Raw genomic sequence first — 12,238 nt, 5'->3', positions numbered from 1 at the left:
AGTTACCCAACCCCTCTACTTGCTGGCATTACGAAGCTGCAGCATTGAGCGACTTCTTTTCGCCATATTTAAGAGAACCGATAAAATTTATACGGCATTGCACCAGTTGAGGTGCAATAGGGCGATTTAACTCGCAATTTATTGCCATTACGATTGGGACTAATCCCAATCAACGCGTCGGTTCTATTCCGAAGCGGTGTCCTTGCCGTAGTAATTCTGACCGAGGACGATGCGGTCACGGCCAGTCGAAATACGGTGGTCGTTGGTGTCGCGGAGCGAATAGACGCAGCCGCAATATTCCTGCTGGTAGAATTCTTCGCGCTTGGAGATTTCGATCATACGCGCCGAGCCTCCGCCCTTGCGCCAATTATAATCCCAATAGGAAAGACCCTCATAAGGGGCCGCGGCCCGCTTTCCGCAGTCATTGATCTGCGCCATGTTTTTCCAGCGCGAAATGCCAAGCGAGCTCGTCATCACCGGAAAGCCATGCTCATGGGCATAGAGCGCGGTCCGCTCGAACCGCATATCGAAGCACATGGTGCAGCGAATGCCGCGCTCCGGCTCATGCTCCATGCCCTTGGCGCGCGCGAACCAGTTGTCGCGGTCATAATCGGCATCGACGAAGGGCACGCCGTGCTTTTCGGCAAAGCGAACATTCTCATCCTTGCGCAGCAGGTATTCGCGCTTGGGGTGAATGTTGGGATTGTAAAAGAAGATCGTATATTCAACGCCGGAGGCCAGCATTGCCTCCATCACTTCGCCCGAGCACGGCGCGCAGCACGAATGCAGCAGCACCTTCTTTTCGCCGGTGGGAGGGGTCAGGACTGGACGTTCAAAATCTTCGCTCATCCGCGCGGCATAGCAAAAGCGCAGAAGGATTTCCAGTTTTTCAGCGGATCGTTATGCAGGTGGCGCGAGAGTCACATCGAAGTGTCGCTCGATGTATTCAAGCCCACCGGCCGTCATCCCGGCGCAGGCCGGGACCCATCCCGAGATTTGGAGATGGGCCCTGGGTCAGGCCCGGGGTGACATCGTGCTTGCGCTAGCTTCAATGGTTCACTTGCCGTCAATCGGCTCCGGAATCACCGTCGCCACGATCGACGCATCGAGCGCCTCGTATTCCGCCAACCCAATTGCCGCATAAAGCTCGGCCCGCGTCTGCATGTCTTCGAGCATTGCCTTGGTCGAACCATCGCGCGCGATGGTGCCATAAAGCTTTTCCTGCGCCTTGTTGGCGACGCGCAGCGATGAGACCGGCCAGATCACCATCCGATAGCCCATTTCCTCGAATTCGCTCGCGGTAAAGAACGGCGTGCGGCCGAACTCGGTCATATTGGCAAGGAGCGGCACGCCCGGCATGCGCGCGGCGAACTCGCGGAACATTTCGGCCGTGTTCAAAGCCTCGGGGAAGATCGCGTCGGCCCCGGCCTCCATGTACATCTTGGCGCGCGCCACTGCGCCATCCATGCCCTCGCTCGCCGCCGCGTCGGTGCGCGCCACTACATAAAGATGCCGCCGCGCCTTGGCTGCTGCCGCGACCTTTGCCGCCATGTCGCGCGCATCGGCGAGTTTCTTGTCGTTGAGATGCCCGCATTTCTTGGGCAGCAACTGATCTTCGAGATGCACGGCGCCGGCGCCTGCATCCTCAAAGGTGCGGACCATGTGCATGACATTGAGCGCTTCACCATAACCCGTATCGCCATCGACCAAGACCGGCAGTCCGCTCGCCCGCGCCACCTGGCGGATGAAGAACGACACCTCGTCCACCGTAATGATGCCGAGATCGGGCAGGCCCATCGAGGCGGTCATCGCCGCGCCCGAGAGATAAAGCGCTTCGAACCCGGCATTGCGCGCCTGGATCCCTGCCATGCCATTATGCGCGCCCGGCAAACGCAAAATGCCGCCGCGCTCGATCAGCGCCCGAAAGCGCAGCCCTGCCGGTTCGTTGGGCATGTCGGAGGAGAGAAGATACGGCATGGTCAGTTCCTTTCGACGCTGGCCGGTTCTGCCGCGCGTCCAGCGGTCTTATCGTTCCCGCGTCATTCCAAGAAGAGGGCTCATCGAGATGGGGTCATCGCTTTTCGATTGGGACGAAGGCGAGGTCTTCCGGTCCGGTATAATTGGCGCTCGGCCGGATGATCTTGTTGTCCTGCCGCTGCTCGATCACATGCGCCGCCCAGCCTGAGGTACGCGCAATGACGAAGAGCGGAGTGAACATCGCCGTCGGCACGCCCATCATGTGGTAGGAAACGGCGCTGAACCAATCGAGATTGGGGAACATCTTCTTGGCGTCCATCATGGTCGCCTCGATCCGCGCCGCAATGTCATACATCCGCGTCGATCCCGCCTCTTGCGACAGGTTCTGCGCGACCGTCTTGATCACCTCATTGCGCGGATCGGAAACCGTATAGACCGGATGCCCGAAGCCGATGATCACCTCGCGATTGTCGACCCGTTGGCGAATATCCGCCTCCGCTTCATCGGGGTTCGCATAACGCTTCTGAATATCGAAGGCGACTTCATTGGCCCCGCCATGCTTGGGGCCCCGCAGCGCACCGATCGCGCCGGCCAGCGCCGAGAACATGTCCGAGCCGGTCCCCGCAATGGTCCGCGCGGTAAAGGTCGAGGCGTTGAACTCGTGTTCTGCGTAAAGGATCAGCGAGACATGCATGGCTTTGACATGGCTCTCGCTCGGCGCGGTGCCATGAAGCAGATGGAGGAAATGGCCCCCAATGCTCTCGTCGTCGGTCTCGACCTCGATCCGCCGGCCATTTTGCGCAAAATGGTACCAATAGAGCAGCATCGAGCCTTGAGACGCTAACAGTCTGTTAGCAATATCCCGCGCCCCACTAACGTTATGATCGTGCGTTTCCGGCAGGACGCAGCCCAGGACCGACACGCCGGTGCGCAACACATCCATCGGGTGCGTCGCTGCCGGCAGCAGTTCGAGCGCCGCCTTGACCACCTCCGGCAGTCCCCGCATCCGCTTCAGCGAAGCCTTATATGCCTTGAGTTCGCTCGTCGTCGGCAAGGTCCCGTGGATCAGCAGGTGCGCGACTTCTTCAAATTCGCAATTCTTTGCGAGATCAAGGATGTCATAGCCGCGATAATGAAGATCATTTCCGGTGCGGCCAACTGTGCAGAGCGCAGTATTTCCTGCAACGACGCCCGAAAGCGCCACGGATTTCTTTGGCTTCGGCAAGCTCAAGTGCATTCCTCCCTAACGCCGCCCAAGCTTCCTCCAAGCCGAAGCGACTCCCTCACTATAAGGACCTCAAGCGCAGACGCAAACGAAAGGCCGCGCGCCAGGCACAATGAAAAAAGGCGCCATGCGGCGCCCTTTTAAGTCATTGATTTAAGACTAGAAATTCCAGTCTTCGTCTTCCGTCGCGATGGCCTTGCCGATCACGTAGCTTGAGCCAGAGCCCGAGAAGAAGTCGTGGTTTTCGTCCGCGTTCGGCGAGAGCGCCGAGAGGATCGCTGCGTTGACCTTGCAAGCTTCGGGCGGGAAGAGGGGCTCGTAGCCGAGGTTCATCAGCGCCTTGTTGGCGTTGTAGTGGAGGAACATCTTGACGTCTTCGGCCAAGCCGACGCTGTCATAGAGGTCTTCAGTGTAGCGCGCCTCGTTGTCATAGAGTTCGAGCAAGAAATCGAACGCAAAGTCCTTGATTTCCTGCTTGCGCTCTTCGGGAAGGCGCTCGATCTCGCGCTGGAACTTGTAGCCGATATAGTAGCCATGCACCGACTCGTCCTTGATGATGAGGCGGATGAGGTCGGCCGTATTGGTGAGCTTGGCGCGGCTCGACCAGTACATCGGCAGATAAAAGCCTGAATAGAACAGGAAGCTTTCGAGGAAGACCGAAGCGACCTTTTTCTTGAGCGCATCGCCGCTGTCATACTGCTGCATGATCAGCGTCGCCTTCTGCTGCAGGAAGGGATTTTCTTCCGACCAGCGATAGGCGTCGTCGACGTCCGGCGTCAGGCACAGGGTCGAGAAAATCGACGAGTAGGAGCGGGCATGCACCGCTTCCATGAAGGAGATGTTCGAGAGAACCGCTTCTTCATGCGGGGTCTGCACATCGGCCATCAGGCGGATCGAGCCGACACCGTTCTGGATGGTGTCGAGCAGGGTGAGACCCGTGAAGACGCGGATCGTCAGCTTCTGCTCTTCCGGGTTCAGCGTCGCCCAGCTCGGAATATCGTTGCTGAGCGGCACCTTCTCAGGCAGCCAGAAATTGGACGTCAGGCGGTTCCAGACCTCGAGGTCCTTGTCGTCCTGGACGCGGTTCCAGTTGATGGCGCGTACGCGATTGACCGGCCGGAATTGCATATTCATCGGTTTGGCAGCCTTCTTATCAGAGAGCGCAGGAGACACAGCCCTGCACCTCCGTGCCTTCCAGCGCCAACTGACGCAGGCGAATGTAGTAGATGGTCTTGATGCCCTTCTTCCAGGCGTAGATCTGCGCCTTGTTGATATCGCGGGTGGTCGCGGTATCGCGGAAGAAGAGGGTCAGCGACAGGCCCTGGTCGACGTGCTGGGTGGCCGCCGCATAGGTATCGATGATCTTTTCCGGGCCGATCTCATAGGCATCCTGGTAGTATTCCAGGTTGTCGTTGGTCATGAAGGCAGCCGGGTAGTAGACGCGGCCGATCTTGCCTTCCTTGCGGATTTCGATCTTGGACACGATCGGGTGTATCGAAGAAGTCGAGTGATTGATGTACGAGATCGAACCGGTCGGCGGCACGGCCTGCAGGTTCTGGTTGTACATGCCGGTCATCATGACCTTGGCCTTCAAATTCAGCCAGTCTTCCTGGGTCGGAATGTGAATGCCGGCGTCTTCGAAAAGCTTGGCGACCTTATCCGTGGCGGGCTTCCATTCCTGGGTCGTGTATTTGTCAAAATATTCGCCCGTAGCGTATTTAGACTTTTCAAAACCCTTGAACGTCTGCTCGCGCTCGGTGGCGATCAGGTTCGACGCACGGATGGCGTGATAGGTCACCGTGTAGAAATACATATTAGTGAAATCGACGCCTTCGTCCGAACCATAATAGATCCGTTCGCGGGCAAGGTAGCCATGAAGGTTCATGGCGCCGAGGCCGATGGCATGGCTGTCGTCATTGCCCTTGGCGATCGAGGGCACGGACGAAATATTGCTCATGTCCGACACGGCCGTCAGCGCACGGATCGAGGTCTCGATGGTCCGGCCGAAATCTTCGGAGTCCATGGCGTTGGCAATGTTGAGCGAGCCAAGATTGCAGGAAATGTCCTTGCCCATCTTGGTGTAGCTCAGGTCTTCGGAAAACTCGCTGGCGTCGCTGACCTGTAGGATTTCCGAGCAAAGATTGGACATGGTGATGCGACCCGCGATCGGGTTCGCCTTGTTCACCGTGTCTTCGAACATGATGTAGGGGTAGCCGGACTCAAACTGGATCTCGGCGATGATCTGGAAGAATTCGCGCGCCTTGATCTTCTTCTTCTTTATCCGCCCATCGGCGACCATTTCGCGATATTTCTCGCTGACCGAGATTTCGGTCATCGGCACGCCATAGACCTTCTGCACGTCATATGGCGAGAAGAGGTACATGTCCTCGTTGTTCTTGGCCAATTCGAAGGTGATGTCAGGGATCACGACGCCAAGCGAGAGCGTCTTGATGCGCACCTTTTCGTCGGCATTTTCGCGCTTGGTATCAAGGAAGCGCATGATGTCGGGGTGGTGGGCATGGAGATAAACCGCACCTGCGCCCTGACGAGCGCCGAGCTGGTTGGCATAGGAAAAGCTATCTTCGAGAAGCTTCATGACCGGAAGCACGCCCGAGGACTGGTTCTCGATTTGCTTGATCGGAGCTCCCATTTCGCGAATGTTCGTCAGGCTCAGGGCCACGCCGCCGCCGCGCTTTGAGAGCTGCAGCGCGGAATTGATCGAACGGCCGATCGATTCCATGTTGTCTTCGACGCGCAGCAAGAAGCACGAAACGAGCTCGCCGCGCTGCTTCTTGCCGGCATTGAGGAAGGTCGGGGTCGCGGGCTGGAAACGGCCGGCAATGATCTCGTCGACAAGCTGCTTGGCGAGTACTTCATCGCCACGCGCCAGCGCCAGAGACACCATGCAAACGCGATCTTCGTAGCGCTCGAGATAGCGCTTACCGTCGAAGGTCTTCAGCGTATAGGAGGTGTAATATTTGAACGCGCCGAGGAAGGTCGGGAAGCGGAACTTCTTGTCATAAGCGTAATCATAGAGATCGCGAACGAAGTTGAAGGAGTACTGATCGAGCACGTCCTGCTCGTAATAACCTTCCTCGACGAGATAGCTGATCTTCTCGCGCAGATTATGGAAGAAGACCGTGTTCTGGTTGACGTGCTGCAAGAAGTACTGGTGCGCAGCCTGCTTGTCCTTGTCGAACTGGATATTGCCATTGTCATCATAGAGATTGAGCATGGCATTCAGCGCGTGGAAATCCAGCGACTGATCCTGGCTTTGGCCCTTGGCGGCGGGGCGTTCTTCGGTGCGGTCTAGTGTGAGCGTGTCCAAAACCGTTCGAGTCCTTGCTTGACGTTTTCAACGTCCTCCGGCGTTCCGAGCAACTCGAACCGATAGAGGAGTGGCACTGCACATTTCTGGCTGACGATATTGCCTGCCGCGCCATAGGAAGTGCCGAAATTTGTATTCCCGGCCGCGATGACGCCTCGAATGAGGCTGCGATTGGCCGGATTATTGAGAAACTTTATAACTGGCTTGGGCACTGCGCCCTTACCGTCGTTGCCGCCATAAGTGGGCACCACGAGCACGAATGGCTCATCCACTTGAGGCGGCTCGCTGCCGGCATCTACCGGCAGCCTCACACTTTGCATCCCAAGCTTCTCAACGAAGCGATGGGTGTTTTCCGAAGTGCTGGAATAATAGACGATATTGCCCATGATCCCGCAGTCGGGCTCCGTTGGCGCGAGCTGGGCTCGCGCGCCTTCAAAAAATCAGGAAAGGCTACCGATCATGTCGGGACGGAAGCCGGCCCAGTGCTGATCACCAGCTACTACCACTGGTACCTGACGATAGCCCATTTCTTCGACGCGCGCATAAGCTGCAGCGTCTTCGGAGATGTCCACGACCGTGTAGTCGATGCCCTTTCGGTCGAGCGCGCGCGTGGTCGCGGTGCATTGGACGCAGGCAGGCTTGGAATAAACGGTAATGGTCATCGGATCCTCACGGAAGTGGGCTAAAAATGGAGTAGTTCAACGCTGTAAATCGCTACAAACGTCTGCCGACCGACCGCTGAAAATAACCAGCTTTCGAGGGGCTCGGGTTCGTCCGGCTCTTTCGAATCGTGACGCGCCCTGAACGCTATATGTAGTATCCCGTCTAATTCTTACTGCAAGGTATATGGTTTGTGTCAGGTCTGTCATCAACGCTTGACAGGCCATTTGTGATCCTGCGGCGAATGAAATTCGTCCAAAAAATGTCCGGATTTCGGGGCGTTTCCGACCTTTCCAGATTCGCCCTTGGTGATGCATGGCTGATGTACCAAAAAGCGATCACTTTTTTCAGCCAACGGAATCCCAGGGGACAGTCTTTCCAAGCAGTGGGATTCTCCCTTTCCCTATATGGACATAGCCGGCATCGCCGCCTTATCCCCGTCAAACACACAGAACTCCACCGGGATTTTCCGCGCTTCAGCCCATACTCGCCCATTTTCATGACCTACTAGATGTAGTGTCCGTGCGGCCAGGCAAAATTCAGCCTTTTTGCAAACCATTCCTACTTGCAACTTTTGCGGATGCGATCCATTGTCTGGTAATGCAAATCATTCGCAACAAGGCTTGCTCAATGTTAATCGGTACGCGGCGCCAGACCCTTCGCACAATGATCGCCGTATGCCTCGCGGTTACACTGGCTGCCTTTCCCGCCTTTGCGCAGGACAAGTTCAAGGCCGTGACGAGTTTCACCGTCATCGCCGACATTGCCCAGAACGTCGCCGGCGATGCCGCGGTCGTTGAATCGATCACGCGACCAGGCGCCGAGATCCATAACTATCAGCCGACTCCAGGCGACATTCAGCGCGCTCAGGGCGCTGATCTCGTCTTTTACAATGGGCTCAATCTTGAAACCTGGTTCCAGCGCTTCTTCGCCAATCTGCGTGATGTGCCGAGTGCAACAGTTTCCGAAGGCGTCGAGCCCATCGGCATTGCCGAGGGGCCCTATGAGGGCAAGCCTAACCCCCATGCCTGGATGTCGCCCAGCGCCGCGCTGATCTATGTCGACAATATTCGCGACGCCTTCGTCGAACACGACCCGGCCAATGCCGAAACCTACAAGGCCAATGCCGAAGCCTATAAGGCGCGGATCACCGAGACGATCGCACCAATCCAGACCGAGCTCTCCGGCGTGCCCGAAGCGCGTCGCTGGCTCGTAACCAGTGAAGGTGCGTTCTCTTATCTCGCTCGGGATTTTGGCCTTAAGGAACTTTATCTCTGGCCCATCAATGCCGACCAGCAGGGCACGCCGCAGCAGGTGCGCCATGTGATCGACATCATGCGCGAAAATGCCATTCCGGTGATCTTTTCGGAAAGCACCATTTCGCCCGCTCCGGCCGAGCAGGTGGCGCGGGAAACCGGCGCCAAATATGGCGGTGTTCTCTATGTTGATTCGCTCAGCGAGCCCGATGGTCCCGTGCCGACCTATCTCGACCTCCTTCGCGTCACCTCTGAAACCATCGCCAAAGGATTGGCGGAATGAACGCTCCCGCACGCTTCGATACCAATGGCATTGCCGTTCGGAATGCCACGGTCACCTATCGCAACGGCCACACGGCGCTGCGCGATGCCAGCTTCGAAATCCCGACCGGGACTATCGCGGCGCTTGTCGGCATCAACGGCTCGGGCAAGTCGACGCTCTTTAAGTCCATCATGGGCTTTGTCCGCCTGGCGCGGGGGGAGATTTCAGTGCTCGGCATGCCGGTGGCCGATGCCCTGCGGAAAAACCTCGTCGCCTATGTGCCGCAATCGGAAGAGGTCGACTGGAATTTTCCGGTGCTGGTCGAAGACGTCGTGATGATGGGGCGCTACGGTCATATGGGTATGCTGCGCATCCCCAAGAGAGCCGACCATGACGCGGTCGAAGGGGCACTCCGCCGCGTCAATATGAGCGAATTCCGCAAGCGCCAGATCGGCGAATTGTCTGGCGGGCAGAAAAAGCGCGTCTTCCTCGCCCGGGCTTTGGCGCAGGACGGCCGCGTCATTCTTCTCGACGAACCCTTTACCGGCGTCGACGTCAAAACCGAGGATCAGATCATTACCCTGCTGCGCGAGCTGCGCGACGAGGGTAGGGTCATGCTGGTTTCGACCCATAATCTCGGCTCCGTCCCTGAATTCTGCGATCGGACGATCCTGATCAAGGGCACGGTGCTGGCCTATGGCCTGACCGACGAGACGTTCACTCAGGATAATCTCGAAAAAGCTTTTGGCGGCGTGCTCCGGCATTTCGTCATCAATCATCCTTCCGGCAATGAACACGCGGGCGTTCGCGTCTTCACCGATGATGAGCGGCCGCTCTTGTTCGAGGGGGGACGAGCCCGGCGGCATTCGCCCGGCGAGGCGGAGCGCAGCTAAATGGAGGTGCTCCTCGAACCCTTCGCCTATGGCTATATGACCAATGCTATGTGGGTCTCGGCCCTTGTCGGCGCCGTCTGCGCTTTCCTCTCCTGCTATCTCATGCTCAAAGGCTGGTCGCTGATCGGCGACGCGTTGAGCCACTCCATCGTCCCCGGCGTGGCCGGTGCCTATATGCTCGGGCTGCCTTTCGCGATCGGCGCTTTTTTCTCGGGCGGCCTTGCCGCCGCGGCCATGCTGTTTCTCAACCAGCGAACCAAACTCAAGGAAGATGCCATTATCGGCCTCATCTTCTCGGCCTTCTTTGGGTTGGGGCTTTTTATGGTCTCGATCTCGCCGGTGCCGGTCAACATCCAGACCATCGTGCTCGGCAATATTCTCGCCATCACCCCCGAAGACACGCTGCAGCTCGCCATCATTGGCTTCGTCTCGCTGGCCATTCTCCTCGCCAAGTGGAAGGACCTGATGGTGGTTTTCTTTGACGAGAACCATGCCCGGTCCATCGGCCTCAAGCCGACCCTGCTCCGTGCCGTGTTCTTCGTGCTGCTATCGGCCTCGACCGTTGCCGCCATGCAGACCGTCGGCGCTTTCCTCGTCATCTGCCTCGTCGTGACGCCCGGCGCGACGGCCTATTTGCTGACAGATCGCTTTCCGCGCCTTCTCGTCATCGCTGTGCTCATCGGCACTGTCACCTCATTTGTCGGCGCCTATGTCAGCTTTTTCCTCGATGGCGCCACGGGCGGGATCATCGTCGTCATGCAAACGGCGATCTTCCTCCTCGCTTTCTTCTTTGCCCCCAAGCACGGCATGCTCGCTGCGCGACGCCGGGCAGCCGCCGCCCTGGAGACCGTCGAATGAGCACGCTTGATCTCCTGCTGCTGCCGTTTCAGTTCGACTTCATGGTCAATGCGCTCATCATCTCGGCGCTCGTCGCCGTGCCGATGGCGCTCTTGTCCTGCTTTCTCGTGCTGAAAGGCTGGTCGCTGATGGGCGACGCCATTTCGCATGCCGTTTTTCCCGGCGTCGTCATCGCCTATATCGTCGGCATTCCCCTCGCCATCGGCGCATTCGTCGCTGGCATGTTCTCGGCCATCGCCACCGGGTTCCTCAAGGACAATAGCCGCATCAAGCAGGATACGGTGATGGGTGTCGTCTTTTCCGGCATGTTTGGCCTGGGGTTGGTGCTCTATGTCAAAATCCAGTCCGACGTTCATCTCGACCATATCCTCTTCGGCGACATGCTGGGCGTCGGCGCCAACGACATCATCCAGGCTCTTGTTATCGCGGTTCTCACTGCAGGCATCATCGGCATCAAGTGGAAGGATTTTCTGCTCCACGCTTTCGATCCAGCCCAGGCTCGGGCGGTTGGGCTGCGGGTCAATCTCCTCCATTATGGTCTTCTCGCCATGATCTCGCTGACCATTGTAGGTGCGCTACAGGCAGTGGGGATTATTCTGTCGATCGCTATGCTGATCGCGCCGGGTGCGATCGCCTTCCTCTTGACCCGCCGCTTTGCCACCATGCTGATGCTGGCCACCGTCATCGCGCTCGTCGGCTCGCTGCTTGGCGTCTACTTGTCCTTCTTCATCGACAGCGCCCCGGCGCCCACCATCGTGCTGCTCCTGACCGTGGCTTTCCTCGGCGCCTTCGCCTATTCGACGGTCAGGACGGCACAGATCGAGAGCCGGGAAGTGGTTCAGCCCTAGTCGATCGCTTCGATCCCAATCCGCCGTGCCCTCTCGACCCCTTCTTTCATTTTGTGCAGTTGCTCCGGCGGATGGCCAACCCAGCCCTCGACTTCTCCGAGGACCCGCAGTGGCTGCTGGCTCCGGTAGGATTTCGTCGGATTGCCGGGGAATTTCTTGTCGGTGAGATTGGGATCGTCGATGAAGTCGCCGGTGGGTTCGACGATATAGATGCGTTGCCGGCCTTCGCCTTCGGCCAGTTCCGCGCCCCAAATGGCGGCTTCCAGCGTGGCGGCGAAGTAGATCCACGAAGCGCGATTGCGCTTGCCGAAATTGGAGTTGAAGCCGGCGGTCAGCAGGTCGCCGGTTTTGAGGTCGGCGCGCGTGCCGTGATAGTAGATCATTCAACGCTCCTCTGAAGGGGGAGCGTTGTTATAGTGGATGGTGGCGGGCTTGAAGCAAGAGCCTTGCGCCCCACATATTAGAGGTGCGGGGCATGGTCGGCGTGAAAGCGGCATTTGCCGTGGTCGGCCAGAATATCGATGACCTTGCAGGTCTCGACCCGGCCATGCGAGCACCCCTCAACCATTCTTTCCAATTCGTGCTGCAGCGCCGTCAGGCTTGCGATCTTCTGCTTGACGTCGACCAGATGCTTGCTGGCGATCTGGTCTGCCTCTTCGCAGGAGACATTCGGCTGGTCCTGTAGCGATAGAAGCGTGCGGATCTCGTCGATCTCGAAGCCGAGTTCGCGCGAATGGCGGATAAAGGTCAGGCGTTCGAGATCCGTCGCGTCATAGCTCCGGCGATTGCCCTCCGTGCGGGGAGGAGAGGGGAGGAGGCCGATCTGCTCATAGTAGCGGATGGTTGGCACCTTGACGCCGCTCGCGCTGGAGACGTTTCCGATTGTGATGCCTTGGCTCATTTTCCGCTTGCTCCTCTAGTCACTAGAGGA

At 58.2% G+C, this 12,238-nt stretch carries 13 protein-coding genes; 4 read left to right on the top strand and 9 right to left on the bottom strand.

All coding sequences use genetic code 11. The features are described 5' to 3' along the window. Positions 1 to 183: 183 nt before the first annotated feature. The 7 genes from ASE94_RS07050 to nrdH form a co-directional block, all read right to left on the bottom strand. Positions 184 to 849, bottom strand: coding sequence for an epoxyqueuosine reductase QueH (locus tag ASE94_RS07050; protein WP_061909044.1), 666 nt, complete (start codon positions 847 to 849; stop codon positions 184 to 186). A gap of 207 nt (positions 850 to 1,056) precedes the next feature. Continuing rightward, complete coding sequence (prpB, locus tag ASE94_RS07045; protein ID WP_062629763.1) at positions 1,057 to 1,977, bottom strand: methylisocitrate lyase; 921 nt, start codon at positions 1,975 to 1,977, stop codon at positions 1,057 to 1,059. A gap of 94 nt (positions 1,978 to 2,071) precedes the next feature. Beyond that, on the bottom strand, positions 2,072 to 3,208 hold the full coding sequence (prpC, locus tag ASE94_RS07040; RefSeq protein ID WP_244483993.1) for a 2-methylcitrate synthase: 1,137 nt from the start codon (positions 3,206 to 3,208) through the stop codon (positions 2,072 to 2,074). Between the two features lie 153 nt (positions 3,209 to 3,361). Next, positions 3,362 to 4,336 (bottom strand): class 1b ribonucleoside-diphosphate reductase subunit beta, encoded by a 975-nt coding sequence (gene nrdF / locus ASE94_RS07035; RefSeq protein ID WP_062629761.1) that lies wholly within the window; start codon positions 4,334 to 4,336, stop codon positions 3,362 to 3,364. A gap of 19 nt (positions 4,337 to 4,355) precedes the next feature. After that, positions 4,356 to 6,461, bottom strand: a complete 2,106-nt coding sequence (gene nrdE, locus ASE94_RS07030; protein WP_280137167.1) for a class 1b ribonucleoside-diphosphate reductase subunit alpha — start codon at positions 6,459 to 6,461, stop codon at positions 4,356 to 4,358. Positions 6,462 to 6,511: 50 nt separating this feature from the next. Next, positions 6,512 to 6,916 (bottom strand): class Ib ribonucleoside-diphosphate reductase assembly flavoprotein NrdI, encoded by a 405-nt coding sequence (gene nrdI, locus ASE94_RS07025; protein WP_062629759.1) that lies wholly within the window; start codon positions 6,914 to 6,916, stop codon positions 6,512 to 6,514. A 54-nt stretch (positions 6,917 to 6,970) separates the two neighbouring features. After that, on the bottom strand, positions 6,971 to 7,192 hold the full coding sequence (gene nrdH / locus ASE94_RS07020; protein ID WP_061909032.1) for a glutaredoxin-like protein NrdH: 222 nt from the start codon (positions 7,190 to 7,192) through the stop codon (positions 6,971 to 6,973). A gap of 628 nt (positions 7,193 to 7,820) precedes the next feature. On the opposite strand from nrdH, the gene ASE94_RS07015 reads away from it, so the two are divergent. From ASE94_RS07015 to ASE94_RS07000, 4 genes are read left to right on the top strand one after another with little or no spacing between them, the layout of a single operon-like run. Next, positions 7,821 to 8,729 carry a metal ABC transporter substrate-binding protein gene (locus tag ASE94_RS07015; protein ID WP_062630004.1) on the top strand — a complete coding sequence of 303 codons (909 nt, stop codon included), beginning with the start codon at positions 7,821 to 7,823 and terminating at the stop codon, positions 8,727 to 8,729. Further along, positions 8,726 to 9,601, top strand: coding sequence for a manganese/iron ABC transporter ATP-binding protein (locus ASE94_RS07010; RefSeq protein WP_062629758.1), 876 nt, complete (start codon positions 8,726 to 8,728; stop codon positions 9,599 to 9,601). Before ASE94_RS07015 ends, ASE94_RS07010 begins: the two co-directional genes overlap by 4 nt. Next, positions 9,602 to 10,459: a metal ABC transporter permease gene (locus ASE94_RS07005; RefSeq protein WP_061909028.1), complete on the top strand. Its 858-nt coding sequence runs from the start codon at positions 9,602 to 9,604 to the stop codon at positions 10,457 to 10,459. Then, positions 10,456 to 11,307, top strand: coding sequence for a metal ABC transporter permease (locus tag ASE94_RS07000; RefSeq protein WP_062629757.1), 852 nt, complete (start codon positions 10,456 to 10,458; stop codon positions 11,305 to 11,307). Before ASE94_RS07005 ends, ASE94_RS07000 begins: the two co-directional genes overlap by 4 nt. On the opposite strand, the gene arr is transcribed toward ASE94_RS07000, so the two are convergent. Both arr and ASE94_RS06990 read right to left on the bottom strand, forming a co-directional pair. Continuing rightward, positions 11,304 to 11,690: an NAD(+)--rifampin ADP-ribosyltransferase gene (arr, locus tag ASE94_RS06995; protein WP_062629756.1), complete on the bottom strand. Its 387-nt coding sequence runs from the start codon at positions 11,688 to 11,690 to the stop codon at positions 11,304 to 11,306. The genes ASE94_RS07000 and arr overlap by 4 nt on opposite strands. 77 nt (positions 11,691 to 11,767) lie before the next feature. After that, positions 11,768 to 12,208, bottom strand: a complete 441-nt coding sequence (locus ASE94_RS06990; protein ID WP_062629755.1) for a helix-turn-helix domain-containing protein — start codon at positions 12,206 to 12,208, stop codon at positions 11,768 to 11,770. Between the last annotated feature and the right edge of the window lie 30 nt (positions 12,209 to 12,238).

This window comes from Devosia sp. Leaf64 (assembly GCF_001421945.1).
In the GTDB taxonomy this organism is placed as follows: domain Bacteria; phylum Pseudomonadota; class Alphaproteobacteria; order Rhizobiales; family Devosiaceae; genus Devosia.
The sequence above is the reverse complement of the archived record's forward strand: the minus strand, read 5'-3'. Positions and strand labels throughout refer to the sequence as shown.

Bases quoted from the DNA above. Each gene is read 5' to 3' on its own strand.
- ASE94_RS07050 (WP_061909044.1), bottom strand. From the start codon at position 849: ATGAGCGAAGATTTTGAACGTCCAGTCCTGACCCCTCCCACCGGCGAA.
- prpB (WP_062629763.1), bottom strand. From the start codon at position 1,977: ATGCCGTATCTTCTCTCCTCCGACATGCCCAACGAACCGGCAGGGCTG.
- nrdF (WP_062629761.1), bottom strand. From the start codon at position 4,336: ATGAATATGCAATTCCGGCCGGTCAATCGCGTACGCGCCATCAACTGG.
- nrdI (WP_062629759.1), bottom strand. From the start codon at position 6,916: ATGGGCAATATCGTCTATTATTCCAGCACTTCGGAAAACACCCATCGC.
- nrdH (WP_061909032.1), bottom strand. From the start codon at position 7,192: ATGACCATTACCGTTTATTCCAAGCCTGCCTGCGTCCAATGCACCGCG.
- ASE94_RS07015 (WP_062630004.1), top strand. From the start codon at position 7,821: ATGTTAATCGGTACGCGGCGCCAGACCCTTCGCACAATGATCGCCGTA.
- ASE94_RS07010 (WP_062629758.1), top strand. From the start codon at position 8,726: ATGAACGCTCCCGCACGCTTCGATACCAATGGCATTGCCGTTCGGAAT.
- ASE94_RS07005 (WP_061909028.1), top strand. From the start codon at position 9,602: ATGGAGGTGCTCCTCGAACCCTTCGCCTATGGCTATATGACCAATGCT.
- ASE94_RS07000 (WP_062629757.1), top strand. From the start codon at position 10,456: ATGAGCACGCTTGATCTCCTGCTGCTGCCGTTTCAGTTCGACTTCATG.
- arr (WP_062629756.1), bottom strand. From the start codon at position 11,690: ATGATCTACTATCACGGCACGCGCGCCGACCTCAAAACCGGCGACCTG.
- ASE94_RS06990 (WP_062629755.1), bottom strand. From the start codon at position 12,208: ATGAGCCAAGGCATCACAATCGGAAACGTCTCCAGCGCGAGCGGCGTC.